Consider the following 26,628-nt stretch of genomic DNA (forward strand, 5'->3'; position numbering starts at 1 on the left):
CTTTAGTTAGGCTTTTATCTCGGCCTTAAAGCCTTCACCGTACTGCGTTGCGTCTAAATCAAACCACTGGGCAAGTGTTTGACCTATGTCAGCAAAACTTTGTCTCTCTCCTAACGGAGTATTGTTCATACCCGGTGTATACGCCAATACCGGCACGTACTCGCGAGTATGATCTGTACCTTCAGCGGTTGGGTCACAACCGTGATCAGCCGTTACTAATAGCAGGTCGTCTGCTCTTAGCTTAGCAATAATTTCCGGCAAAAATGCATCAAATTCAGCCAATGCCTCAGCATATCCCACAGCATTTCTGCGATGACCAAACTTTTCGTCGAAATCAACCAAGTTGGTAAAGATAAGGCTGTGATCCGGCGCTGAGTCCATCACTTCGCTAGTCTTTGCAAGCAAATTCAGCAAACCAGGAGCTTTGTGCTTTTGCGTGATCCCTTGATGCGCGTAGATATCTGCAATTTTACCAATACTAATTACTTCACCACCATCATTTGCCAGTTTATCTAGCACTGTTGGTGAAGGCGGTAACACCGAATAATCTCGGCGGTTACCGGTACGAATAAAGTCGCACTTGAAGTGCCTATAAATGGCCGCGCAATCACTCGTCCTATATTCATTTCATCAAGCAGTGCCCGTGCGATTTCACATACTTGATAAAGCTTGTCAAGTCCAAACGATTGCTCATGAGCGGCTATTTGAAAGACGCTATCAACTGAGGTGTAACAAATCGGCTTGCCGGTTTGCATATGTTCTTCACCTAGTTGTTCTAAAATCGTTGTGCCCGATGCATAGCAGTTACCCAAAATACCCGGAATATCTGCACGCTTGCACAATTCATCTATAAATTCTTGTGGGAAACAAGGGTTAGTATTTGGGAAGTACCCCCAATCAAACAATACCGGCACCCCTGCCATTTCCCAGTGGCCAGACGGCGTGTCTTTACCACTTGATAATTCTTTTGCATATCCCCAAGCAGCACTTGGTGCAATATTTTGCGCAACCGCGCAGGTTTCTTTTCCGGCAGCTTCACAGGCTGCGATCAAGCCAAGTTTAGAAAGATTCGGTAAGTCTAACGCTTGCCCTTTTTCTTTTTTATAAGCCTGTAATAAGTGTGCGAGAGTATTAGCGCCAACGTCACCAAACTTTTCTGCGTCCGGTGCTGCGCCAATGCCTAGGCTATCCGCCATTAAAATGATTGCTCTTGCCATAGATACCTCTCTATACTGCTTAGGCTGTTATTTATTCTTAAATACATGGTTACCTTAAGCGTTGGTTACTTTATGTTTGGTTAAAAAAATCGTACAGGACATAAGTCCGCTGAAATAAAATAGTCACAAAATTCACGAAAAGCTGCGATCTTGCTAATTTGACTCAGTTGTCCACAAGCGGACATAAGTCCTGTTTTGAGCACGCTAAACCCGTTAAATTTGCTCATTAAGCGAGGCAAAAGAGATTAATCGTGTCTTTTTTGCTATTGTGATCTTCCATCATAAACAACTGCTGGGTGTGAACTTTAGTGACACGAACTATTATAGCCATAGCTGGCGCATCTGCGTCCGGAAAGTCTCTTTTTAGTCAAACGATCTACAACGAATTAGTAAATGAGCTTGCCTCAGGTACTATCGCGGTAATCGAAGAGGACGCCTATTATAAAGATCAATCGCATTTACCTATAGAGCATCGTACTCAAACGAATTATGATCATCCTGATGCGTTTGAACACGAGTTATTACGCGAGCATTTAACTAAGCTTCGCCAAGGTGAATCCGTAGAGGTTCCTACCTACGATTACGGACAGCATACACGTAGTGATAAAACACGAATAGTAAACCCTGCTAAGATATTAATCGTAGAGGGTATATTACTACTGAGCGATCCTGCATTAAGTGAAGAGTTTGATATCAAGGTGTTTATTGATACACCTTTGGATATCTGTTTGCTGCGTCGCATGCAAAGAGATATAGAGCACAGAGGAAGAAGTTTGTCTTCTGTGGTAGATCAATACCAGGCGACGGTAAGACCGATGTTTTATCAGTTTATCGAGCCATCCAAGCATAATGCCGACTTGGTTGTGACCCGTGGCGGTATGAATCGCGTTGCGATTGATATTATAAAAAGTAAAATAAAATATTTGCTACAAGAATAACGGGAAATTGGCATGACAACAATTATGAGCCTAGTAGGCATGATGATGCTTCTGGGCGTGGCATTTGCGTGTTCAACAAACCGCAGTGCTATCAATAAGCGTACCGTGGGCGTTGCATTTATCTTGCAAGTCCTCATCGGTGGCTTTGTACTCTTTATTGAAGCGGGCAAAAATGTACTCGCTTCAATGTCTAGCGCAGTTGCCAAAGTGATTAGCTATGCTAATGACGGTATTGGCTTTTTGTTTGGCCCGTTAGCCCAGCAAGACTCGCTAGGGTTTATTTTTGCGATTCAGGTATTACCGGTGATCGTGTTCTTCTCAGCACTCGTTGCTGTGTTGTATCACCTTGGTATCATGAATTGGATCATTAAAATTTTAGGTGGTGGTTTACAGAAGCTACTGCAAACATCACGACCTGAGTCGTTATCTGCTACGGCAAACATTTTTGTTGGCCAAACGGAAGCGCCTTTGATCGTCAAACCATTTATTCCAAAAATGACACAGTCAGAATTGTTTGCTGTCATGGTAGGTGGTTTAGCAACCGTTGCAGGTTCGGTGATGGCAGGCTATGTAGCAATTGGTGTTGAACTGAAATACCTTATTGCCGCAAGCTTTATGGCAGCCCCAGGCGGTTTCTTAATGGCAAAAATGATAGTGCCAGAAACTGAGAAACCACATGAAAACCTATCAGAAGTAGATAGCGGCGACGAAAAGCCGGTAAACGTTATTGATGCTGCGGCATCTGGTGCATCTAGTGGAATGCATTTAGCGCTCAATGTAGGTGCAATGTTACTTGCGTTTGTCGCACTTATTGCACTACTGAACGGTTTACTTGGCAGTATTGGGGGAATTTTTGATTACCCAACACTGACGCTACAAGAGATTTTAGGCTACGTCTTTGCCCCTGTTGCTTGGTTGCTTGGGGTGCCTTGGTCGGAAGCTGTAACGGCAGGTAGTTTTATCGGCCAAAAATTGGTAGTTAACGAGTTTGTTGCCTACCTAGATTACATGAATTATCGCGATACGTTGAGCGCTCACACTCAGGCGATTGTCACATTTGCTTTATGTGGATTTGCTAACTTATCGTCGATTGCCATCTTACTAGGCGGACTTGGTGGTATGGCCCCAAGTCGTAGAAAGGATATCGCTCGCCTAGGGCTCAGAGCAGTGTTAGCAGGGTCTATGGCTAACCTCATGAGTGCAGCAATTGCAGGTTTCTTCCTCTCGCTAGCTTAGAAACTTATTGAGATAAGCCGCAGTTGCAAAACAATTGGTTGGTTGCTTTAAGGGGTTAAAGTGACCACACTAACTTGAACGATACTTCACCAAAGGGCCTTTTAGGCCCTTTTATCGTTTCTGAAGCTGCTTATTTCACTACACTATGTTCTTTCGGTGGGAATATCTTCTCTTGTAACCCTGTCACTAAGCTTACTCCAAGCAACACCAAAATGCTGCCAAAGATGGTATTTGCGCCTATCTGTTCTTGTAAAAAAACATGTCCCCATAAAATGCCAAAAACCGGAATTAAAAAGGTTACGGATAACGCCGATGGCGCACCAAGCTCCTCCACTAATTTAAAATATAGGATATAAGCAAACCCGGTACATACAATACCTAGCCCAATCACAGCACTAATTACCGCACTATCTGGTGTTTCTCTTACTGGCATAAACCAAATAAACGGTAAGACTAATAATGCCGCTCCCCATAAATTGCCATGTGCATGATTAAATGCCGTCATCTTTGGAGCCGTTTTGGTATAGTGGGAAGCGACAGCGTAGCTTAACGTTGCGCAAAGCGTCGCAATAATAGGCAGCCAAGCACCTTGGTTTAACACCGTACTATCTAATCCAACCAATGTGATCACACCAGCAAGTCCACAAACACATCCTAACCATACAGACTTTTGCATTGGCACTTTTAACCAAAACGCACTAATCATAACGCCCCAAAACGGAGCTGTTGAATTTAAAATAGAGAGCATAGATGCATCGAGTGTTTGTACTGCGTAAGCAAATAACATGAAAGGAAGCGCTGAATTAAACAACCCGAGGATCAAAAAATGTCTTTTGTGCTGCCAAAAGTTGAGGTTACGTTTCAAAATGAGTGCAACCGCAGCCAAGGTTAATGCGCCAAATAAAACCCTAAACTCAATCAACACAGCGGGGCCTAACACCCCTGCGGCCACTTTCATAAACAAAAATGACCCGCCCCAAATCGCTGCCAATAATACCAGACCAAGAAACCCTTTCACTCCATACTCCAAATTCAGATTAATGCAGCCTTACTTTATGCCGATATAAAAACAAAGCACAAGCCACTTTTGGTACTGACATTAGCATTATCTGGCTTTTGAGATAGTATGGAATAATACCAATTTGTCTTAATACTGGCTCAAGTTGAGGGAGCTAATTGGTCAAAACAAGGTTGAGGCTAATAATGAAACTGGCAATTCAAACAATGATCATCGCCTTGCTTATCCTCTGTGGGTGCAGCAAGAAGCAAACATTAGCCCCAATCGCGCAAATACAATTGACTCAATTGCCAGTGAACCTTGCACGGCTTTCCAGTGATGCTGCACTAACACTGCTATTGATTGACGATCATTTAATACAAGTTTGGGATAATCAGAGCCAACAACTTGTAAAACAAATAAAAGGAAGAGAGCACCAGCTGACCTTCCGTGAAGCCAGTATAGCCCCTAGTAAGCGCAGTATCTTGAGCGTCTCAGATTCACAATTAAACATCTGGCAGCTGTATTCTAATGAAGTGCTAAATTACCCGTTACCCAAGTTTGAGCCCTATATAAAAATTACTAGGGCCGCATGGTCAAGTGACGAGCACCTAATCATACTTGGGTACAATGACGGCAGTGCTGTGCTCTTAAATTTAGAAGAGAAAACATTTAGGAGGATAAAACTCCATGAAAGCAGTATTACCCACTTGATTTTTAACCGAGCCTTATCTGCTGTCTACTCAGCATCGCTAGATGGCCACGTAAAGCAGCTGGATTTACGCAGTGGCAAAATTACCCTAGATCACGAATTGCCTCATCGTATTACTAGTCTCGCATTGTCGCAAAGTGAACATTGGCTGTTTGTCTCGGATGCCCTACAAAAACAGCAACTCATTGATACCAGCACGGGGGAATCTGTGCTTACGCTCTCTTATCCACAGCGGTTTAAATTTTTTCGCGGTGCTCAATTTTTAGTGGATGATCAGTTTTTACTGACAACGTCCTCTAAAGCCTATGTTTCAATTTGGGAATTAACCTTGGGAAAAGAAGTGATTAGCTGGCCCATTGCGCAACAAAGTTTAGGCAGTACAGTGTATGACCTGAATTTATCGAATAGTAATGTATTAACCACGATTAGCTCAGATGGCGTTTTGGAGAAGTGGTCGTTAACATCAATATTGTTTGATTATTAGATACAAGAAACGCTAGCATATAACAAGAATAACAATAACCGCTGAAATATGAACCAACCAAGATTTGAAAATCAAACACATTGTTTAAATTGCCAGACTGAGCTATTGGGCGAATATTGTTCGGCTTGTGGACAGAAAAAGGTATCAACATTCACATTTCGTCACGTGAACATGCTACTGCAAAGCGCCGTACTAGACTTAGAATCCCCCTTTTTTAAGTTGTTTGTTGGATTATTAATTCGGCCATTTAAGACTATTCTTGGTTACTTACATGGTCAAAGAAGCCGCTATGGTAACCCTATTAAGTTTAGCTTTATTTTACTTACCGTGATTGTTTTAGCTTCACATTTTTTTGGGCTTTCTTTTATTTCAAATTACACGCTTGTGGAAGCAAAGCAGCAAACAGGCATAAAGCTCTACGAGGCTACGCATGTTTATCGGGTGTTTGTATTGGCTCTACTTTTGGGCATTGCGTCAAAGGCAATTTACCGCCACTCAACCTATACCATGCTTGAGTACGCAATCGGACACCTGCTGATCCTCACCATTACGATATTTTTGTTTGTGGTCCCATTGATGTTTGGGCTGTTAAACGAGCAACTCTATGCCGCTCTATCTTTTATTTTCTCCAGTACTTACAGCTTGATCTTAAATTATAAGATGGATGAGCATAGGCAAAACATTTGGCGGGCTGGGCTGCGCGCTACAATCGCTTATACCCTTGGAACACTGACGTTTTCGGCGATTACCCTATTTACTATTGGGGTATACACTGGTCTTGTTGGCGGGATGCAATAATACCCCACAGGCATGTGGGGTAAAGTGACTAGAAGTACAAAGTCTCTATTGCAAGACCCACAGAGGCTCACTACGTTAGCTCTGCCTTTTATCAACACCAGTCAACAGGTGCATAAACAAACTTAAAAGGTCGACAGAGCCTAATAACTCGTATTTATTGCTTTAGCTGTGCTTTTGCCGCTTCAACTTTCTCAAAGTCTAACCCGAGTTCATCGACCGCTTCTTTGATCAATGCAGGGTTTTGCATTACCAACCCCATCAGCTGTTGTAGTTTTTCTGGTGGAATACCTAACTGCTGGATAGTAGCCATCGCCATCATCGGGTTTTCGGTCAGCTGGGTAAATACCGCTTCAATTTGTTCATCCGAAATATTGTGTTCTTTAAGTAATGCAATGATTGGGTTCATCTTGTTTCCTAACTATTTTTTACTAATCGTGCGGCATAAAAACCGTCAAATTCCGAATTTACTCCTGGAAGTAAGCGTAGTGAGTCTTCTAACTGCCAATTGGGGTTGTTAGCCAAAAAGCGCTCTACCTGCAGCTCGTTTTCGGCAGGTAAAATAGAGCAAGTCGCGTAAACTAACTTGCCACCCACCTTACACATTTGACTGTAACGCTCGAGAATATCGGTTTGCAAAGCAATAAGTGTGTCTAAATTTTGCGAATTCAAGTGCCATTTTGCATCAGGGTTACGCTTTAATACGCCGAGGCCTGAACAGGGGACATCCAACAACACACGGTCAAACTTCTCTTTTTGACGTTTAATGGTTTTATTGTTTTGGATAGTACGTGTTTCAGCAACATGGACACCGGCTCGTTTCGCCCGCTGCTTAAGCGTTTCAAGTTTGTGCTCATGAATATCCAAAGACAGTAACCGACCTTTGTTTTCCATCAGTGCCGCCAAATGTAAACTCTTTCCACCAGCGCCAGCGCAGGCGTCTACCACTTTATGCCCTGGCTGAACATCCAAGAATGGCGCTATTTGCTGAGAGCCAGCATCTTGCATTTCAAACCATCCAGCCTGAAATGCTTGAGAGCGAAATAGGTGACTATTAGATTCCACTTTTAAAGCGTGATGAGAATCAAGCGCAACTTGTGAAACTTTGATCCCTTCTTTTGCTAAAGACGCCGTGACCGCTGCTATATCACTTTTAAGGGTATTTACGCGCAAATATTGCGATGCACTTTGATTTAATGCCTCTGCAATCGCTGGCCACTGTTCACCTAGTTGCGCAGAAGCCACATCGTTTAACCAATCAGGGAATGATAAACGAACGGCTTGAGGTGCCTGCGCTATTAAACTTTCTAGCTGTTCTAGGTTATAACGCTCGGTATCCACCCACTCTGGCAGTGGCTGTGCTGTAACAACTTGGCAAGTCAACCAATAGCCAAAGCCATCTAACGGCATTTCTTCATGTTCAAGTAGATAAGCCAGTAATCGTTTAAAACGAAAAATATGATAATAATTACTCACCACATACTGCCTTTCATCAAGGCTCCACTGAGGGTTGTTCTGTAGTAATTGAGTTAATGCTTTATCGGCATGAAGAGAGGTATCTAGTACATGTTCAATGCACTCAGACAGAGTTTGAACTAACGCGCGAGTTACAGACACAATATGGTCTCGATTATTGCTAAAACACTATTTTAGCGCGCATACCATGGGGCATCAATTGGAGTTTATGATCTTTGGCAAGAATCTTAAAAGTTGTGGGGCCAAAGTAACCAGCCCCACAGCGACTAGCTGTATTAGTTAACAGCCAACCAAGGACCAGAACCATCGGCAGCTGGTATATTGCCTTTGGTCCACCATTTCGCTTCGTAGATCGCACCATTGTAGCTGGCGCGATCGCCTTTTAGATACACTTTGTCTGCATCCCAAGCGGGTACTCCATCGACAGGCGGTTCTGTTGGGGTCGTTGGTAAGTCATCAACTACACGCACTTCAGGCCAGCTTGCATGTGACTCATAGAAGTTTGTCACACATTTCTCATAGTCTCCTGGAACTAGTGCCGAATAAGCTGTTTGATACCCAACCAGTTTACATTCAAATGAATAGCCTCCGGGGCGATCTGCGTAATAAGCCCAGTCTCCTTCCCAGTTGGTGTAAAGAACATCGGTTGCGCCATCTAAGTTTAAACTGCCATAAGGCGTTTGCTGCCAGCAGGTATTTTCTTCATCGGCTTGAATGTTGATGTTGTAATGATGCGATAATCCTTCCCAGTAGCGGATCCGGTTAACTGGCTGGCCTTTGTCTTTATTCTGCGCGCCGCACTCAATACCGCCATTGATGATATTAATCGTTGTACCAAAGCCGTAACCAATCCCAGCATCACTTTCGCGTTGTGATGGCGTCCAGGTTCTATCTATGACATGAAGCATGGCCGGTTTTGGCGCTTGCGGCGTTAAGAAAAACCAAATTGCTGACGCTAAATTGAGCCAAGAGTCTGCCACTAAACCTGGATTATCTAGTAATACGGTGGCATCGCCATTAAACATCACCTCGCTAAATGCACCATAGTTAAAATGATACGATAGCTGCTTTGCGCCACGGCCAAAGTAACCTTGTCCCGCGCCACAGGGCCAACGGCGATTTTGCCAATCATTTTGACCACATCCAGTTGTGTAGCCCACCTCGCCTTCAGACCAGCCCATTTCACGCACATGAACTAATGCCTGTTGCCACTCTTCTAATCCCAGCGGATTGTCAGAGATGTTGTCCTTAGCAATATGCCCTCCGGTTTCTTGAGCGAAGTGAGCAAAAGCAGTCACTATGGAGCGTTTGCAGATAGCATCAGCGTCCCGACCGTCACTGTAGTCGCCACAAAACGCAGGAAACTTACCGATTGCACGTAAAAAGCGCGTATAGGTGTATTCAGGTGCCGCCATTTGAGTAAGAAACTGCCATTGCGTTTGCCCAAATACGCGTTCTGCTCTTTTTACATTATCGGGGTTACTGGCAAGACCTGGGGCAATCGCCTCGACTATGGTGTTGTCTCTAGTTTCAAGGGCTTTAGACCAAATAGCGTACATTGGATCATCCGTCTTTGCGCGTTCGGCACTCGTTAATTCGACCCGAGAGACAACATAGCCATTGGGGTTTTGCGGGTCAGGTTGCGGGTTCATTGCCATTACTTGGCTTGCAGCAATAGCCAGCGAGACTGAAGTTGCTAATTTTAGAGTATTCATACTTATCCTTTACATATTGTTGTTAATGGCGAAGTCGCCAATTTAACAATTATTAACAAAATGACATCGCTGTCAAATTTTGTTCACTCTTTACGCTCTACTATTCCATTGCATTGAACTCAAATTGAGCGCTGCCGAAGCTTTTTGGTACATTAACCAACGTGATATGCTAGAGCGAACCGCTTCACAGTAAATAACAACAATAGAGCAGCTTATGAAAATCATTCCATTGCAACCAGCACACTTTTTACGTGTCATTGAACTTGGTAATCTCGTTCATGGTGATAACTACTTAGATGAAACTGGCATTGAGCAGATGTACCAGAAGGGCTGTAAAAACGGCATTAACGCTTCCTTTGTCGCGTTAAGCGAAAGCGATGAATTACTCGGCTTCAGAACGTCTTATAGTGCTGGGCAATGGCCAATTGATAAGTGGAGCACGCCAACACTTTGGCCCGTTGATCAAGCGGATATGGCTTACTTTAAGTGCATCGCTATTGCACCTTCAGCACAGGGGCAAGGTATAGGGCCACAACTACTGCGCCACTCAGTGGAAGCGCTTAAGCAACAAGGTGCAAAGGCTGGCGTTTCTCATCTTTGGAAGCAAAGCCCTGGTAATGGGGCCGTAAAATACTTCACCAAAGCCGGTGGCAAACTCATCAAAGTACATGATGATAAGTGGTTAGACGACTGTATCTATCATGGCTATGTCTGCACTATCTGTGGTACTGAGTGCCATTGTCAGGCAGCCGAAATGGTGTTGGAGTTTTAGTATGTCAGGATTTGATCCACTTACTCACTCCCATTGCCAAGGCCAAGCCTTTGCAAACAGTTATTGGGCCGCCACATGCGATATAGGCACGTCACTTCCTGCGCTCGATAAGCCTTTGCAAGTCGATGTTGCGGTCATAGGAGGGGGCTTTACCGGTTTACTTACGGCATACCACCTTGCAACCACCCACCAACAAAGCGTTGCTTTGTTTGAAGCGAATCAAATCGGCTTTGGTGCGAGCGCGAGAAATGCAGGCTTTGTTCTGCCCAGCACTGGACGTTTAGGTTATGCCCAACTTGCCAAAAAATACGGTCTAGAGATCAGCAAAACCATTTACCGTGAATACAATGATGCAGTTTCTTTGGTGCGTAGCCTTATCGATGAGCATAACATTGACTGCAATGTTCAATCAGCTGGATATCTTAAGGTTGCCCACAATCAACATGCGTTCGCACAACTAAAAGCGCAGGCCGAATACCTAAGTGAGACGATGGAGAGTAACCATCACCAACTGCTTTCCCGTCAACAACTTGCTGAGCAGTATATGCACAATCAACAAGGGTTTGGCGCGTTGAGATTTAATAATGCATTTGGTGTTCACCCATTAAAATTGTTGATGGGCTACAAGGCATTAGCGCAGCAAGCTGGCGTGCAAATTTATGAAAATAGCTTAGTGACGCATCAGCAGCATCAAAGTGACAAGCATCAACTCGTGGTTAATGGTCACAGCGTATCTGCAGATAAAGTCGTGATTGCGGCGAACGCATACAGCCAACGACAATTTTCACCATTAACACACGGTCGCTACCTGCCTATTCTAAGTAGCATTATTGTAACTAACCCACTTAGCGATGAAGTGCTCGAAGCAAATGGTTTGTTCACAGAGCAAGTAGTGATGGATACTCGACGACTCAAATATTACTACCGCCGACTGCCTGACAACCGTATTCTATTTGGTGGTCGTGGTGCCGTGTTTGGACGCGATCAAGATAATTTAAAGTATCAACACAATTTACAAGCGGCGCTCAAAGACTGCTTTACACAGTTACCATTTACGGTCGATTACTTTTGGAGTGGCTACATCGCCGCCGCACTTGATGACATACCGCACATTTACAGCGAAAATAATACCGGTTATGTTTTGGGCTACTGTGGCTCTGGCGTGGCGTTCAGTGCTCAGGCTAGTATTCGGTTAGCAGAAAAGTTGATGGGTATTAAAGTGCCGAATATACCAATTTACACTAAGCCACTGCCGAAGTTTCCTCTGCCACAGTTACGACGTCTCGGCCAGCTCGCTTATTACCAATATGCACAAGTTATGGACAAGGTAAGCTGATGACAACTCCGATAATACGCTCAGCAACCTACGAAGATGCACAATCACTTGCCGCGCTATCGATCCAAGTTTGGCTCGATACATATGCAGTCGAAGGGCTCCGGCAAGAATATGCAGAGTATGCGTTATCTACCTTTACACAGGCCTACTTTACTTCTTTGCTACAGCGAGAAGAGATAAGCATTTACATAGCAGTGCATCAAGATGCTATACAAGGTTATGTCCAAGCTAATCACCACTCAAAATACCACCAGCAAGACCTTGGTTTTGAAGTAGAAAAACTCTACGTGCTAAGCCGATTTCAAGGGCTTGGGATAGGTCGGCGTTTACTTTCTCATATGGTAGAAAAATTTGGCGAACGATATTGGCTGTATACTTGGGTCGAGAACAAATCAAATCGATTTTACGAAAAACTGGGACTCAAGCTGATTGGTAAACACCACTTTCAATTTCATCATTGGGAAATTGAGAATAATGTTTACCACGCTCCGGGTATCGTACCCCTTGGTATTAATCAAACTGAGCCTTAATTTTTAGTAGTTCAGTTATGTTTTCTTCTAACAATGTCACCAGCTTCGGGTCAAAGTGTTTGCCACTTTCAGAGTGAATAAATGCCAATGCTTTTTCAATTGTCCAAGCTTCTTTATAAGGACGCTTTGAAGTAAGTGCATCAAAAACATCAGCGAGGGCACAGATCCTGCCCTCTAATGAGATCTCTTCCCCTTTTAAACCTTTGGGGTAACCGCTTCCATCAAACTTTTCGTGATGCTCCATCGCCATTAAATAGGCAAGTTTAACCAACTTTGAGTCGGAGTCTGCAAGAATATTGGCCCCCAGCTCAGCATGCTGCTTCATCACTTCATACTCGTCCGGCTCTAAACGTCCGGGCTTTAACAGAATGCTATCAGCAATGCCGACCTTACCTATATCATGCATAGGCGCAGCCAGCATAATGTCTTCAGCATATTCATCAGGCAGACCACAGGCTTTAGCTAGCACAAAACAGTACCGGCTCATTCTTGCAATGTGCTGGCCTGTATCATTATCTTTATATTCTGCGGCCTGTCCAAGGCGCTGCATTAGCTCAACATAGGCACTCTTAAGCTCTGTTGCACTGACTAAAGACAAGTGTGTTTTTACGCGTGCTCTTGTGATTGCAGGGCTAATTGGCTTGGTAATATAATCCACACCACCGAGTTCAAAGCCCTTGGCTTCATCAAATTCTTCACTTAACGCGGTAACAAAAATAATCGGGATCCGAGCTGTATCTGGATTCTCTTTTAGCTTTTCGCACACTTCAAAGCCTGTCATTTCAGGCATCATCACATCAAGTAGAATCAAACTCGGGCGTTCTTTATCTATTAAATCTAATGCCAGCGACCCCGATTTGGCAAACTTCATACGGTATTGGTTACCCAAGGTTTGCTTTAAAATTTGCAGGTTCGTTGCTTCATCGTCAACGGCTAAAATTAGAGGCTTATGATCATTTATCATTGCACATCGGTACTCATTAAGTGTGCGAGAACTGCTTCTGCACGTTCAAATTCAAAATCATCCAATGCATGTATTAATGCCTCTACCTGGCTACGAGAGGTTAACGGTGCACTTCTCAACAATGCATCTAATACATCATCTTCCACTTGCGACTCATCAATCATCTCTTTCACTTGTAGTAAATTTTGTTTAAATAGAAAAACATCGCCTTCACTTAAAGCGTTAGTGACCACATCTTCATCACTAACCCCCACTACGTCATCAAGTTTTTCAATAATAAGTGCGAGTTTGGATCTGAGACGTTCGTCGATTTCCTTTTTACGTTCAATTTGCTCCAAAAGACCAAACAAGGTTTCTAGGGCAAGATTACCCGCAATCCCTTTTATAGTATGAATGTTGCTTAGTGCATCATTGTGTAGCTGCCCTTCATAGGCAAGCAATGCAATAACCGCTTCTCTTTTTGTTTCCCAAAAGCGCGAGAGCTCTTTCAAAAACTTGGCCTCACTTCCCCATAAGTTTACCGCCCGAGCTCTGTTAATCAGTTGCTTATTGTTCGTTTGGCGAACCCCTACCGAGGTATGGGGAATATTTATATTCAGTGTTTCAGCTATGGTTCTGGTTAAATCCTCAATCACCACAGGTTTTGAAGCAAATGCAGCCATACCCGCAGCTTTTGCCGCAGCTCTATCTTCACCCAATACACTGGCAGTGAGGGCAATAATTGGCGTTTCAGGACGCCCTGCATTTTGCTCAAAAGCGCGAATAGCACGGGTTGCCTCCAAACCATCACAATCTGGCATATGAATGTCCATCAGGATGAGGTCATATTGCTGCGATTTTGCTTTTTCAATGGCCTTTAAGCCATCATTTGCAATGTCTATGGTATGTCCTTGTTTACTGAGTAACAGAGTTAATAACTCAGTATTTTGCGGAATATCATCAGCAACTAATATGACCAGTGGCGGCAGTGTTACATGCATGTCTTGGGCAACCGTAAAAGCCGCTATTTTTTGTAATGGCACCGTAAAATAGAATGTCGAGCCTTTCCCGAGTTCACTGTGCGCCCATATCTTCCCGCCCATCAGTTCAACAAGCTGTCGACTGATGGTAGTGCCAAGCCCTGTTCCACCAAAGCGACGACTCATGCTGCCATCGGCTTGTTCAAACGGCTTAAAAATCGAATCAAGCCTATCACTGGCGATCCCAATTCCTGTATCTGCAACTTTGAACAATAGGTAGTCGTCGTGGGACGACTCAACCGTCAACTCCACACCCCCTTGCGATGTAAACTTAATCGCATTACCAAGTAAGTTGACTAGCACTTGGCGCAATCTATCTGATGCCCCGTGATAAGTCTGGTGCAAGTGTGGACTCATATTAAGGTCGAGCTTCAAGCCTTTCTTTTTCGCTTGATACCAAAAAGTCGAAACAACATTATCCAGCAGCTCAGAGATGCAAAAGTCATTTTCGATTAAGTCCAACTTGCCTTGCTCTAACTTCGCTGAATCCAGAATATCGTTGAGCAAGTGTAGCAGCGCTTTTGCGCTAGTCAGAATGGTGTTTACATGTTTACTCTGCTCAGGTTGCAGTTCAGACTCTTTAAGTACTTCACTAAACCCTAATATTGCGTTCATTGGGGTACGAATTTCGTGGCTCATGTTTGCCAAGAACGCTTGTTTAGACGCAGCGGCACTTTCAGCAATACTTTTTGCTGCACGGAGTTCATCTTCCATGTTTTTGCGCTCGCTAATATCCAACAGTACTCCAGCAATGCCCTCGACACGACCAGCTTGATCGTATTCGAACGACCCTTTGTCGAGTACCCATTTAATATGGCCAGACTTATGTAAAATCCGATACTCTTGAGAGTAACTGCCCTCACCGCATTGCAATGCTTGCTCTACGACATCTCGACTTATACTTTTATCTTCTTCTACAATGAGATCATCAAAGTGCACATGCCCGGCAATAAATTCTTCGGCCCGATAGCCAGTCAGCTGCTCTACGATGGGGCTTACAAACGACATACTCCATTGGTCGTCGATACGACACCTAAATGCGACTCCAGGCATGTTATTGAGTAGAGTTCGATATCTTGCCTCTTGCTCAATGAGTGCTTTTTCCATTTGCTTTTGTGGTGTTAGGTCGGTAATAAAACCGACATAGAAAGAAGCTTGATCTTTCAATTCAACTTCACCTATGCCTAAGCGAACTGGCACTAAGTGGCCAGACTTATGACGCGCTGTTATCTCCTTTCCGACCCCTGTGAACTGCTCGAGATAAGCGCCATCAAATGTAATACTAGACTGGGCCTCTTCTGGTAAAAGTAGTGCCACGTTACGACCGACAGCTTGATGTTCAGGCCAGCCTAAAATCTTCTCAACCAGTGGATTACAGCTTTGTATTATTCCCTTACCATCAATGGTGACGATGCCATCTACCGCAGTCTCTAAAATGGCGGCCAACCTTGATTCATTCGCCGCTTTTAGCTCGGCCACCGTACGGTATTTACTGGCGGTGTGGATCAGGGCAGACAAGGCACTGATGATAATACTGACAGCAGCAATAAACAGCGCAAGAGACTGGGTATGCTGTGCTTGCATTTCTTGACTAATTAGCGGCGTATCAGACACAAACCTTGCGGCCTGCATCCCAGTGTAATGCATACCAGACACAGAAGCCCCTAATGCCAATGCGCCGAGACTTCTAACCAAGCTAGTATTACTTGTACGAGAATAATGCCTTAGTTTTGCTCTAGTTTGAATGGCAATAAAGGCAAGTGTTACCGCAACAATAATGGAAAGCCCAAATAGTGAGGGGTCGTAGGCCAAGACAGGGCCAAGCTGCATTGCCTCCATTCCAGAATAATGCATAGTGCCAATCCCAGCACCTAAAATCAGTGCGGCAACGCCTTTATTTGCAAGGGTAACTTGAGGCTTGGTGATCAGATCAAATGACACTAGACAGGCCAAAAATGCAGGGAAAATAGAAGCGGCAGTCAACCAAGGGTCGTAATCAACCTCAACACATAACGAAAAGGCGAGCATGCCAATAAAATGCATACTCCATATTCCCCCCGACATCGCTACTGCACCGCCAAACTTTGCGAGTCTTCGAATGCTACTTTTTTGATTTTGTTCGGCAAAGTCAATTTGAATTAGGGTAAAAAATGAAGCTATCACAGCTACAAATACCGACAACACCACTAAAGTAGTGTCGTAAACACCACTGAGCAGTAATTCCGGTGCTGGATCAGAGACAAAGAAAGAATTTAGCATAGCAACGCAGATAGTAAGATATGCTTAGAGTCTAGCTGTCCTAAGCCCAGTTTTACAGAAGAAATCGTTGTCAAAACGAGATTTCAAGATAAATGCCTGCTCTTTTAAATTTATTAGTAATATCAGGTACAAAGAGCTTGCTATCGTTACTTTATTCATATCCCACCAACTCCGCATACCCTTCTCCAATAAAACCACCAGACGCGCGAACCCGGCCCTCCCAATATTTAACGGTGAGTTGGTTGCGAGCATCTTTATTAATACTGTCGATGATAATTGGATCTCTGCCTTGCAACTCTAGCTGCCATGTTGTTGGATAACGTACACCATCCAATAAGGTTTCCGTGAGTACCGATAGCTGGATTGCTTGCGGCGGAATTTGCTTAATCGCTTTTCCAGCTTTCGTGATTTCTGTCCCTCGGCACTCTTTATAAGTCTGCTGCTGATCACGAATACAAAAGACCATCAGCGCTTCCCTTTTGTCCTCACCACGAATACTAAACCAGTCCCAGCCTTTGTGATGTTGGTTAATAAATGACGAAGACCATTCTCTGTCGAGCCAAGCATCACCTGTGACTTGATGTGATTGACCTTGAAATACCAGTGTGCCTGTTACCGTTAAAAATGGATAGCTGTAGTACATAGAGGCATGACCGTCCGATGTTTTTACGCTATAGCCTTTATTTCCATGTAACACTAAAGGGCTGGTGTCTAGCACTAAGTTTATGTCGTTACTCGCTGCACCTGCGTTCAGCGCTAGTGGAAAAAACGCACTTTGCTCACTTTTTAGATACCAGTTATCGAGACGCGCAACAAAAGGTTCTGCTTGGATTTGCACTTGTCCCGCTCGGCCGTAGCGCTCAAATGCTTGATGGCTTGTGTCGCTCTGAATGGCAAAATGCGCGAAGTAAATCTGGTTATCCCACCACTGACTATCAAATTGATTATTGGGTATTGATGTTCTGAATAACGTCCACTGTACTCCAAACCCTTGCCCCGTTTCGCTTTTTAAATTAGCCGTTACATACCACCATTCAATTCCTTGGGCTGGATGGCTTCCATGATCCCGAGGGAAGTCTAATTGGTAACTTGAAGAAACAGGTTCCCCCTGTTCAAGACTAAAAAAGTGAGGAGCAGCGCCTGACTTTGAGGGTTCTGGTATGCATGCCGCACTTAGTAAGCAAAGTAGCACAGCGATTAAGGAACTATTCTTCATACAATAAATCCGCAACGGCGTATCGACTCAGCTTTAGTAGTGGTGCTACGCTCACTAGGAGCGCTAATACATAAATCAACACAATAAAAACGAGAATATCCTGAAAAGGCAACAACAATGGAATGGTCCAGCCAAAGCCAATGGGCATGACAAATTTTAGCAACACCCAGCCCAGCAATCCACCTAACAGTATTGCCAGCAATAGCGTTACCAGTAAAATAATTGAGCTTTGCACAAGTTTAATGGTAAATGCTTGCACGGTTGTCACCCCTAAGCTTTTCAGTAAAGCCAACGGTTGGATCTGCTTAACCCCCAGCGTCAATAACGATACCCAAAGGCCAAATAGCGCGATGGCAACAATCATTAAATTCAGTGCTTTTGTCGCATAAAATGTATGCTCAAATAGCCTTGTGGCATAGCGTTTGAACACCTGGTTTTGCACTACGTGTGAGTCATTAAGATTAAAATGCTGAATGAGTTGTTGCTTGAATAATGCCTCGTCAACATTGGCTTTTAACCCCAGCGAAAAACCCAATGCTTGATACTGAAACATTGCTTGTTCAATTGCTTGCGTAACGACAACAAATACAGGTCGCTGCTCACCATAATCGTAATAAAACCCAGTTATTTTGCAACGAATGTATCGTTCTCCCTGATATAACGTAACAAGCTGTCCGAGCTCAACGTTGTGAAGTAACTTACTCGGTTCATTTGCAAGACACCCACTTAAATTATTGGTTTCGTCGAAAAACAAAGTGCTGATGCTAGGAGATTCGCCCGATAACAAAGTAAGGTTTTGATGTAAAGCGGGCTCATTACCAAAACTGATAACTCGAGCAGAGCGGTTGCTATCACCCAGATTACCTGACTGATAATTTGCTTGTGCCTGCCAAAATACGCCTAACGTTTTTACATTCTTATGGTGCGCTAGCCATTGATATTGGGCGTCTGTCACATCATTTGGTCTCACATAGAGCTCGGCACTTAGGCGACCATTTAAATGAATTTGTAACGCCGTACTAAAACTGCTTACCATGATTTGTAACCCCACCGACGTGCCAACTGCAAGTAATACGGCGTAAACGCTAATCGCCAATACTCGTATCTGTTCATCACTGTCTGCCTTGATCCACTTCAGTAACGGGTGTTGAGTGGGAATAACAGAAAAGACTGCACGTAATATCATCGGTGTAATGATAAAAAAAGCCAGCAGCAAGCATGCACATAGCCCAAGCGCATGGATGGGGGTGTCGCTGGTTAAATAAAGATACCCAGCAATGTAACTGAGCCCTATCAGAAGCAATAACTTATGAAACAATCTCACTTTCATTGAAAATAGCTTGAGTTGAGAACAAGCAACACCAGTAAGCACCAGCACATTTAACGTAAAAGCCTGCAATACCACCAACCAACTAAATTGAACAGGTAAGCTTCTGTCTAGTTCAAATAAGCTTTGTAGCGCTACGGTGATCTCATTTACGAGCAGGTTAGCACCAATATACGCAATCCCCGCCCCCACCAAGGCCGCGACCAAACTCAATAACAGTACTTCAATAATTAATGCTGTAATTACATTAGCTTGAATACAACCAAGTAGCGTGAGCTGTTGGTGCAACTTGTGACGGGCATGAAGAGATAATTTAATGGCATTGAAACTCAAAAAAGCTCCAACGATATAACCCAGTAAAGCTAACGCCTGTAAGTTAAAGAAAAATGCTTGAGACAGCGAGTCAAATGATTGAGCCTGTGCACTTTGGAGCTGCGCTTTGTTGCCTAGTAGCTGCTTTACTTTGAGTTCATTTAATTCTGCATTTGAGACCTCAATATAGCTAATTTGGCCGGATAGGTTTAATAGGTGATCAGCTAACGCGATGTCGGTCAGTGCGGTATTTCCCGACAGCTTTGGGAGTACAGCCAACTTAAACATTGTACCGTTAATGGTGAGAGTTTGTTGCTCGCCCACAGCAAGTCTATTTGCGAGCTTTTCTGATATATAAATCGTATTAAAGCCAAACTGCATGCTTCCACTTTGACTTCTAGAAGCCTTTTCTTGCCTTGGTGTTATCCATTGCAAGGTGTTCACACCTTTAAGCCAAACCCGTTTACCACTTGCTAAGGTAAGCAAACCTTCTACCACAGGTTCAGCCGATATAAACCCAGCAGATCGAAGTTGCCTCCAAACATCAAAACTGAGCGTTTCGCTGCCTTGGTTCGGCCGAATAAAATGACTAATGGGGTTGTTAACAAGCGCACTGGTTTGGTCATAACGTTGAGTTGCTTCTTGATTAAGACCTTGGATAGACCCAAGTAAAGCGCTCCCTAGAGATAACCCAAAAACAAACAACAAAAATAGCCAAATATGCCTGCGATAGAAACGTATAAATACCGTGAGTATCAGTTTGACTTCAGCGTTCACAGACAGTGAGGTCGAAGGTTTGGGGCACTCAGCCATAAGCGCATTGATTCTCTATGGTGATTTTTCTATCCAAGCAATCAGCTAGATGCTGGCTATGGGTTACCATGATCAGGTTTACCGCTTTTTCTTCACATAGCTCACGTAACAGTGATACAACCTCTTCACTTTTGGCTGTATCTAAATTTCCGGTGGGTTCATCTGCAAGCAGTAACTGGGGTTTATTTAACATAGCACGGGCAATACCAACCCGTTGCTGCTCACCTCCAGAAAGTTGTTCCGGGAACGCATGTAGCTTGTCTAAGATCCCTAACCGCTCAGCAAGCGCCTCAACTTCTGTGCGCGAAGGCATAAGGTTATTAAGCTGCGCTTGAAAAGTAATATTGTCATAGACATTGAGAGGCGCAAGGAGTTGGTAATGTTGAAAAATCATCCCTATGCTGCGGCGGTATAAAGCCTGAGCGGTATTATCGAGTAGAGTAATATCTTGCCCATCAACCAAAATACGGCCACTATCTGGCCTTAATAACCCGCCAATTAAATGTATAAGGGTGGTTTTGCCAGAGCCGCTATCTCCTACGATGGCAACTTGCTCTTGGCTTGCGATACAAAGACTCAGCTTGCTTAAGATCGCTCGACAAGCACCTCCATCTCGCCGTGTAAACTCTATGTCTTGAACTTCTACCACGGGTTTATAGTCCTTTGATACTTTCCCACAATTCGTTTAGCGCAGTATTGCTACCAAGGAATTGCATCTCCCTTGTAGTCATAAAATCCACCGCTTTGCGCATCGACAAAATGAGATAACAGAGAATAAATGCCATTTGCAGACTCTTCAGGGGTAATAAGCGCGTTTGCTCCCCCCATCTCGGTCTGCACCCAACCGGGGTGAAGGGCAACGGTGCGGATCCCTTCGTTCAGTAAATCGTTAGATAAACTCTTTATCACTGAATTTAGTGCGGCTTTAGAACTGCGATAAATATACCCTCCCCCTTTGGTATTCATCGTATGACTACCTACTTTTGAAGAGAGCGCGGCAAATATTTTCTCTTCACCCTTACTTAGATGAGTGTAAAACAATTCGGCCAAGCGCATGGTAGCAAATACATTAACTTCCATGACTTCGCGCCATGCTTCAATGTCTGTTTCACCAAAAGCATAGCCTTTAGGGCCGTATATCCCAGCATTGTTTATTACTATATCTATAGCGACAGGGGCGAGTTTTTCGCTGAGTTCTTCCATTTGGTCAAAGTTGGTAACATCTAAAGCAAAAACTTGCAGCTCCGGAAAGGTAGGTGCCAGCGCATTCAATTCAGTAGCGGCAAGTGGCTCTCTGCAGGTAGCCAATACGTGCCAGCCAGACTGCAAATAGGTTTTCGTTAACGCAAGTCCAATACCGCGATTTGCACCTGTTATCAGTATTTTTTTCACAGATGGAGCTCCTAAGCGATTGCGACAAAGCCAGTGTTAGTATTACTTCACTATACATGAAGAAACGGAAGATAATCCAATTTTTAACCACTAAGCTTACGCGTAAAGGTAACCACCAACAACTTGAACTTATCTCAACTTATTTTACGTTCTTACATTAAGCCACTGAATAGCACTTTGTTTATCTTCAAAGTATTTCACTTCACCTGTAACAAACCAGTTACCAACAGTCGCAGCAAGCCGATGCCAGTTTTGCCCTCCGTAAATGGCTACTTTGACAAATGCACGGCTGTGTTCAAAGGCGAGTTTGAAGTCGTCCCACATGGCTCGAGGCTCCCAACCATCAAACTCAGTTGCATCGACAAAAGCATAGATTTTGGGTGTGTTGACTGCTTTTAACGCCCCCTCAATGATTGGAGTAATAACAACATAGTCTTCGTGGGTGAGTTTACCTGTGGGCTTAAGTGTGAGATAAATGTCATCACCATGCCGTTCAGTGCCGATTGATATCCCATGAAATGAATTGGCCACTTTTCAACCCTTTTGTTCACTTTAGATGCAAAAAGCATAATTAAGACTTAAATATTTTTCCAATCTCTATACTTTATTAACTTCTTCAGTTTCTGTTCAGATTTCGGATACTACCATGCGCGCCGTTGAGTCAATGTAGCTCAATAATATGGAAATATAAGGGATGAACATGAAAAAACTACTATCTATCGCAGCTGTTTCACTACTTGTTTCAGCAACCGCTCAAGCTAACGCTGGAAATGTACAAAAAGAGTGGTTCAACGCTGCTAGTTATACAGATTACGATGGTTCTGATAACAGCCTACTGATGCTTTCTTCTGACTACTTTTTCGCACCTCAAGAATCAGTTGGCGTATGGGATGACTTTGGCTACCTTGATACGGATAGCAATGTTGGCTTAAGTTATGCGAATGATGATTACTCAAACGCTTTCTCTGCACACGGTGAAGGCTTTATCACTAAAGAGTGGTTCGTTACAGGTAGCATTTCAGATCTAGGTGAAGCCGACGATCATTACTCTTTTGGTTTTGGTTATTTATATAACGACAACCTGAAGCTAAGCATTCGTCAAGAAGAGTTTGAAAATGGTGACACTACTTGGTTCAAAGCTGAGTACAACCACGAACTAAACTCTACTGATTACATTGGTTTTACTATTGAAACTGAAGATGAGTTCGATTATCTAAACCTAAGTGCACGTTACTTCATGCACGTAGAAGGTGAAAGCTACTTCACAATCGACGTAGAACATAACCGTATCGACGTTGAAGGTTTTGACGACAACGTAACCAACGTGTTGGCGAACTACTACTTTACTCGCAACTTTGCTCTTGGCCTAGGTTCATATGATTCTGACCTAGCAGCAGAAGCAAAATACTTCTTCAACGACACTTACTACCTTAAAGGTAGCGTAGTTGACACAGATGGCGGTGAAACAAGCAACCTAACTTTCGTTGCACAATTCTAAGTTGACACTGCTATGGAGTACCGTGGTACTCCATTGATTTTCCCCAACTACTCAACACCTCATCGCGACCACACTCCGCGTTGGGGTGTTTTTCACATTTTGAAACAGGTTATTTGTCTAATATAGGTGCATTTCATTGTTCAATCGTTATTATGTATCAAAATAATAACGGAAATGCCTATATTATGATGAAAATAAAAACACTCGTGCTGGCCATCGCTGCGGCAGCCGCGCCTTTTGTTTCAGCGTATCAAACCGAAGATACTCGCTTACTCCGCTTTCCAGATATTCACAAAGACAAAGTCACTTTTGTGTACGCTGGCGACATTTATATCGCAGATACCAATTCAGGCAAAAGCCAACGCTTGACCGACCACATTGGTTTTGAAACTTTCCCTAAGTTTTCACCAGATGGCAGAAAAATCGCTTTTGCCGCTGAGTATAATGGTAGCCGCCAAATCTATGTGATCAATGCCGACGGTTCAGGATTAAAACAACTAACATATTATAACGACGTAGGCCCAATGCCTCCGCGCGGTGGTTTTGATTACCGTGTGATGGATTGGACGCCTGACGGCAAACATATCGTCTTTAGAGCAAACCGTACGCCATGGGGCAAACGTATGGGCCGTCCATACATGGTGCCTGTAGATGGTGGTCTCGAGCAGCCGCTGGCTATTCCGGAAACCGGCGGTGGCATGCTTTCTCCAGATGGTAGCAAGTATGTTTACACACCAATCGACAGAGAGTTTAGAACGTGGAAACGCTCGCGTGGTGGCCGTGCACAGGATGTTTGGATTTATGACCTTGAAAACGATACATCTAAACAACTCACAACCGACAAAGCAACCGATCAGCAACCAACTTGGGTAAATGACAGTATTTACTTCGTGTCTGATCGTGACTACACACTTAACCTTTACAAATACCGCGATGGGAAGTCACCGATTAAAATGACTGACCACAAAGACTTTGATGTCCTATGGCCTTCTGCAGGCCCCGACGCCATCGTATATGAAAATGGCGGTTACCTATATCGCTTTGATGAAGCAACTAAGTCTGCCAAAAAGTTGAACATTGATGTTGCAGGCGTGCGTCAATATGCCATGCCTTACAGCAAAAATGTCAGTGACTTTATTGATTCAATGGATATTTCACATGATGGCAAACGTGCATTGTTTACTGCCCGTGGTGAACTATTTTCTGTTCCGGTAAAACAGGGCCCTACTCGCAATCTATCTTATACGCCTGAAGGCCGTGAGATTGAAGCAAGCTGGTCACCAAATGGCCGTTATATTGCCTACATGAGCGATAAAACAGGTGAATATGAAATTTATTTAAAAGACCGAGCCAATAACAATAAAACTATCCAGTTAACCGACAACGGGACTATCTGGCGCTTCACACCAATCTGGTCAGCAGACAACAGCAAACTATTGTTTGCAGATAAAAACCATACATTATGGTGGATTGATGCTAAGTCTGGCGATATGCACAAAATCGATACCGCCAAATACGATGAAGACGGCCTAACTGAATATACTTGGTCACCAAACAGCGAAGATATTGTTTTTGTTAAGAATAACGAAAACCGCTATGCCTCTCTGTGGCACTACAATATCGAAGATAAAAAGGTGACTCGACTCACTGACGAAATGACCAGTGAGCGTAACCCAACCTTCTCGCCAGATGGAAACTATATTTACTTTACGTCTGAGCGTGACTACAACCTTACCTTTAGCAGCTATGAATTTGACTATATGTTCAACAACGCGACTCGCATTTATAGCGTCGCTGTGAACCCTCATATTCAGCCACTAAATGCTTTTGAAAGTGATGAGTTAACCATTCAATCAGATGACGAAGCAAAAGAAGAAGGTGCTAAAAAAGAAAATCGCATTGATGCCAACGGCTTTATGTCTCGGGTTGTATCACTCTCAGCACCAGCTGGTAACTACGGCGCCCTAACTGGCGTCGAAGGTGGTGTACTGACATTAACAGGCGGCGCATTAAAGCTACTCGGTAACAAGCCTGATAGCAAACTAGAGACAGTCGCAGAAGGGGTGAGTAGCTATAAAGTTGCAGCAGGTGGTAAGCACCTAATCGCTCGTGCTGGTAACAATTACAGTGTTATTGCGCCTAAGCCAAAACAAGATTTAAAAGCCAGCCAGCTTGATCTGTCTAAGATGACACTCAAAATCGATCCTAAAGTTGAATGGCAACAAATGTATGTGGAAGGCTGGCGTACGTTACGTGATTGGTTCTACGATGAAAATCACCATGGTCAAGATTGGGATGCAATCCTAGAGAAGTATCAACCGCTAGCCAATGCGGTTGCACATCGTAGCGACTTAGACTATGTACTGAGTGAAATTGCAGGTGAAATCAACGCCGGTCACATTTATGTTCAATCTGGTGATGCGCCTACTGCAGAGCGCAAAAAACATGGCTTGCTTGGTGCTGAGATAAGCGCTCACCAATCTGGCTATGTTAAAATTGAACGCATTTTCAAGGGTGAAAACTGGCATGAAGACTACCGTTCACCGCTTGACGAAACTGGGGTAAATGCCAATGAGGGCGATTACATTATCTCGGTGAATGGTCGCTCAGTAAAAGACGTGGTTAATTTTTATGAGCTGCTTGAAAACACCCAAGGTGAGCAAGTTGAGTTGGTATTAAGTAAATCACCTAGTCTTGAAGATAGCTGGAAAGTCACAGTAAAACCGGTTGCCAGTGAGCAAGGGCTACGCTATATGGCATGGGTTCAATCACGTGCTGACTACGTAGACAAACTATCCAATGGTAAGATTGGCTACGTTCACCTACCAAATACGCACTATGATGGTAACCGTTCACTATTTAAGAACTTTATGCCACAAACGACGAAAGATGCGCTGATCATCGACGACCGTTATAACGGCGGTGGCTTTATTCCTGAACACATGATCACTTGGCTTGCCCGTAAGCCACTTAATTATTGGAAACGCCGTGGTGTTGAGCCAACAAAAACACCTCAGTTTGCCCACGAAGGTCCAAAAGCAATGCTGATCAATGGCTATTCAAGCTCAGGTGGCGATGCCCTACCTTACTACTTCCGTCAGGCAGGTCTTGGCAAACTGATTGGTACTCGTACTTGGGGTGGCCTAATTGGTATCTCAGGTAACCCGAGCCTAGTTGACGGTGGTCAGGTGATCGCAGCGACCTTCAGAATTCTAGATAACGACGGCAACTGGATCATCGAAAACGAAGGGGTAAGCCCTGATATTGAAGTGATCGATAGACCTGAACTTGTTCATGCAGGTAAAGATCCTTCTGTTGAGCGTGCTGTAAAAGAGTTGTTAAAAGAGCTTAAAGACAATCCGAAAAAAGCACTCTCAGTACCGCCAGCTCCCACTAAGTTTTAAGTAAATACTTAACCTAAACTTGGGATAACAGCTTGTTTTCTAGCAGCTGTTATCCCTTATCACTGCGTTAATTTATACCAAATGTATTAAAAAATAACTCCTGGCTAGCGTGATATTACGCTTTTCAGTTTCTGAATCTCATCTCTTTTGCCTCCCACGTTAGGGTGTTATAAAAAAGTAACTGTTACGTAATGGTGTGTAATCGATTTTCTTTCG

Annotated in this window: 20 protein-coding genes and 1 pseudogene; 9 read left to right on the forward strand and 12 right to left on the reverse strand. The window is 43.8% G+C overall.

Annotated features, from left to right (window positions below; translation table 11 throughout):
* Positions 1–6: 6 nt before the first annotated feature.
* Positions 7–1,217 (reverse strand): annotated as a pseudogene (locus CEX98_RS04190) (phosphopentomutase).
* A 308-nt stretch (positions 1,218–1,525) separates the two neighbouring features.
* Here CEX98_RS04190 and udk point away from each other — a divergent pair.
* Both udk and CEX98_RS04200 read left to right on the forward strand, forming a co-directional pair.
* Positions 1,526–2,155: a uridine kinase gene (gene udk, locus CEX98_RS04195; RefSeq protein WP_099640864.1), complete on the forward strand. Its 630-nt coding sequence runs from the start codon at positions 1,526–1,528 to the stop codon at positions 2,153–2,155.
* Positions 2,156–2,167: 12 nt separating this feature from the next.
* The gene (locus CEX98_RS04200; RefSeq protein ID WP_099640865.1) at positions 2,168–3,391 is read left to right on the forward strand and encodes a NupC/NupG family nucleoside CNT transporter; all 1,224 of its coding nucleotides are present in this window, start codon (positions 2,168–2,170) and stop codon (positions 3,389–3,391) included.
* Between the two features lie 130 nt (positions 3,392–3,521).
* On the opposite strand, the gene CEX98_RS04205 is transcribed toward CEX98_RS04200, so the two are convergent.
* Complete coding sequence (locus CEX98_RS04205) at positions 3,522–4,409, reverse strand: DMT family transporter (protein WP_099640866.1); 888 nt, start codon at positions 4,407–4,409, stop codon at positions 3,522–3,524.
* A gap of 185 nt (positions 4,410–4,594) precedes the next feature.
* On the opposite strand from CEX98_RS04205, the gene CEX98_RS04210 reads away from it, so the two are divergent.
* Both CEX98_RS04210 and CEX98_RS04215 read left to right on the forward strand, forming a co-directional pair.
* Entirely contained in the window at positions 4,595–5,584 is a 990-nt protein-coding gene (locus CEX98_RS04210; RefSeq protein ID WP_099640867.1) for a WD40 repeat domain-containing protein, read from the forward strand.
* 171 nt (positions 5,585–5,755) lie between these two features.
* Positions 5,756–6,382 carry a DUF3667 domain-containing protein gene (locus CEX98_RS04215; protein ID WP_242441620.1) on the forward strand — a complete coding sequence of 209 codons (627 nt, stop codon included), beginning with the start codon at positions 5,756–5,758 and terminating at the stop codon, positions 6,380–6,382.
* Between the two features lie 154 nt (positions 6,383–6,536).
* Here the strand turns inward: CEX98_RS04215 and CEX98_RS04220 are convergent, their stop codons facing one another.
* The 3 genes from CEX98_RS04220 to CEX98_RS04230 form a co-directional block, all read right to left on the reverse strand.
* Complete coding sequence (locus CEX98_RS04220) at positions 6,537–6,788, reverse strand: DUF2999 family protein (protein WP_099640869.1); 252 nt, start codon at positions 6,786–6,788, stop codon at positions 6,537–6,539.
* Positions 6,789–6,796: 8 nt separating this feature from the next.
* A complete protein-coding gene (locus CEX98_RS04225; protein WP_099640870.1) occupies positions 6,797–7,996 on the reverse strand; it encodes an RsmB/NOP family class I SAM-dependent RNA methyltransferase in 1,200 nt (399 codons plus the stop codon).
* Between the two features lie 134 nt (positions 7,997–8,130).
* Positions 8,131–9,570: a chitinase gene (locus CEX98_RS04230; RefSeq protein ID WP_099640871.1), complete on the reverse strand. Its 1,440-nt coding sequence runs from the start codon at positions 9,568–9,570 to the stop codon at positions 8,131–8,133.
* Between the two features lie 214 nt (positions 9,571–9,784).
* Between CEX98_RS04230 and CEX98_RS04235 the strand changes: the two genes are divergently transcribed.
* From CEX98_RS04235 to CEX98_RS04245, 3 genes are read left to right on the forward strand one after another with little or no spacing between them, the layout of a single operon-like run.
* The gene (locus tag CEX98_RS04235; RefSeq protein WP_099640872.1) at positions 9,785–10,342 is read left to right on the forward strand and encodes a GNAT family N-acetyltransferase; all 558 of its coding nucleotides are present in this window, start codon (positions 9,785–9,787) and stop codon (positions 10,340–10,342) included.
* A gap of 1 nt (position 10,343) precedes the next feature.
* Entirely contained in the window at positions 10,344–11,678 is a 1,335-nt protein-coding gene (locus CEX98_RS04240) for an NAD(P)/FAD-dependent oxidoreductase (RefSeq protein ID WP_099640873.1), read from the forward strand.
* Positions 11,678–12,208 carry a GNAT family N-acetyltransferase gene (locus CEX98_RS04245; protein WP_099640874.1) on the forward strand — a complete coding sequence of 177 codons (531 nt, stop codon included), beginning with the start codon at positions 11,678–11,680 and terminating at the stop codon, positions 12,206–12,208. Before CEX98_RS04240 ends, CEX98_RS04245 begins: the two co-directional genes overlap by 1 nt.
* Here the strand turns inward: CEX98_RS04245 and CEX98_RS04250 are convergent.
* From CEX98_RS04250 to CEX98_RS04280, 7 genes are all read right to left on the reverse strand, one after another.
* Positions 12,189–13,172, reverse strand: a complete 984-nt coding sequence (locus tag CEX98_RS04250) for an HD domain-containing phosphohydrolase (RefSeq protein WP_099640875.1) — start codon at positions 13,170–13,172, stop codon at positions 12,189–12,191. The two genes, CEX98_RS04245 and CEX98_RS04250, sit on opposite strands and share 20 nt — an antisense overlap.
* Positions 13,169–16,450, reverse strand: coding sequence for an MHYT domain-containing protein (locus tag CEX98_RS04255; RefSeq protein ID WP_099640876.1), 3,282 nt, complete (start codon positions 16,448–16,450; stop codon positions 13,169–13,171). The genes CEX98_RS04250 and CEX98_RS04255 overlap by 4 nt, the downstream gene beginning before the upstream one ends.
* 151 nt (positions 16,451–16,601) lie before the next feature.
* Positions 16,602–17,666, reverse strand: coding sequence for a lipocalin-like domain-containing protein (locus tag CEX98_RS04260; RefSeq protein ID WP_099640877.1), 1,065 nt, complete (start codon positions 17,664–17,666; stop codon positions 16,602–16,604).
* Positions 17,656–20,118, reverse strand: a complete 2,463-nt coding sequence (locus tag CEX98_RS04265; RefSeq protein WP_099640878.1) for an FtsX-like permease family protein — start codon at positions 20,116–20,118, stop codon at positions 17,656–17,658. The genes CEX98_RS04260 and CEX98_RS04265 overlap by 11 nt, the downstream gene beginning before the upstream one ends.
* Positions 20,111–20,767, reverse strand: a complete 657-nt coding sequence (locus CEX98_RS04270; RefSeq protein WP_099640879.1) for an ABC transporter ATP-binding protein — start codon at positions 20,765–20,767, stop codon at positions 20,111–20,113. Before CEX98_RS04270 ends, CEX98_RS04265 begins: the two co-directional genes overlap by 8 nt.
* Positions 20,768–20,817: 50 nt before the next feature.
* Positions 20,818–21,510, reverse strand: coding sequence for an SDR family oxidoreductase (locus CEX98_RS04275; RefSeq protein WP_099640880.1), 693 nt, complete (start codon positions 21,508–21,510; stop codon positions 20,818–20,820).
* Between the two features lie 144 nt (positions 21,511–21,654).
* Positions 21,655–22,041 (reverse strand): STAS/SEC14 domain-containing protein, encoded by a 387-nt coding sequence (locus tag CEX98_RS04280; RefSeq protein WP_099640881.1) that lies wholly within the window; start codon positions 22,039–22,041, stop codon positions 21,655–21,657.
* Positions 22,042–22,210: 169 nt separating this feature from the next.
* Between CEX98_RS04280 and CEX98_RS04285 the strand changes: the two genes are divergently transcribed.
* Positions 22,211–23,008, forward strand: coding sequence for a putative porin (locus tag CEX98_RS04285; RefSeq protein WP_099640882.1), 798 nt, complete (start codon positions 22,211–22,213; stop codon positions 23,006–23,008).
* A gap of 152 nt (positions 23,009–23,160) precedes the next feature.
* Positions 23,161–26,412: a S41 family peptidase gene (locus tag CEX98_RS04290; RefSeq protein WP_172439718.1), complete on the forward strand. Its 3,252-nt coding sequence runs from the start codon at positions 23,161–23,163 to the stop codon at positions 26,410–26,412.
* Positions 26,413–26,628: the final 216 nt, after the last annotated feature.

Source organism: Pseudoalteromonas piscicida (assembly GCF_002744175.1).
Classification (GTDB): domain Bacteria; phylum Pseudomonadota; class Gammaproteobacteria; order Enterobacterales; family Alteromonadaceae; genus Pseudoalteromonas; species Pseudoalteromonas piscicida_B.

Bases quoted from the DNA above. Each gene is read 5' to 3' on its own strand.
- CEX98_RS04200 (WP_099640865.1), top strand. From the start codon at position 2,168: ATGACAACAATTATGAGCCTAGTAGGCATGATGATGCTTCTGGGCGTG.
- CEX98_RS04260 (WP_099640877.1), bottom strand. From the start codon at position 17,666: ATGAAGAATAGTTCCTTAATCGCTGTGCTACTTTGCTTACTAAGTGCG.
- CEX98_RS04285 (WP_099640882.1), top strand. From the start codon at position 22,211: ATGAAAAAACTACTATCTATCGCAGCTGTTTCACTACTTGTTTCAGCA.
- CEX98_RS04240 (WP_099640873.1), top strand. From the start codon at position 10,344: ATGTCAGGATTTGATCCACTTACTCACTCCCATTGCCAAGGCCAAGCC.
- CEX98_RS04265 (WP_099640878.1), bottom strand. From the start codon at position 20,118: ATGGCTGAGTGCCCCAAACCTTCGACCTCACTGTCTGTGAACGCTGAA.
- CEX98_RS04235 (WP_099640872.1), top strand. From the start codon at position 9,785: ATGAAAATCATTCCATTGCAACCAGCACACTTTTTACGTGTCATTGAA.
- CEX98_RS04215 (WP_242441620.1), top strand. From the start codon at position 5,756: ATGCTACTGCAAAGCGCCGTACTAGACTTAGAATCCCCCTTTTTTAAG.
- CEX98_RS04250 (WP_099640875.1), bottom strand. From the start codon at position 13,172: ATGATAAATGATCATAAGCCTCTAATTTTAGCCGTTGACGATGAAGCA.
- CEX98_RS04255 (WP_099640876.1), bottom strand. From the start codon at position 16,450: ATGCTAAATTCTTTCTTTGTCTCTGATCCAGCACCGGAATTACTGCTC.
- CEX98_RS04220 (WP_099640869.1), bottom strand. From the start codon at position 6,788: ATGAACCCAATCATTGCATTACTTAAAGAACACAATATTTCGGATGAA.
- CEX98_RS04245 (WP_099640874.1), top strand. From the start codon at position 11,678: ATGACAACTCCGATAATACGCTCAGCAACCTACGAAGATGCACAATCA.
- CEX98_RS04290 (WP_172439718.1), top strand. From the start codon at position 23,161: ATGTATCAAAATAATAACGGAAATGCCTATATTATGATGAAAATAAAA.
- CEX98_RS04210 (WP_099640867.1), top strand. From the start codon at position 4,595: ATGAAACTGGCAATTCAAACAATGATCATCGCCTTGCTTATCCTCTGT.
- CEX98_RS04230 (WP_099640871.1), bottom strand. From the start codon at position 9,570: ATGAATACTCTAAAATTAGCAACTTCAGTCTCGCTGGCTATTGCTGCA.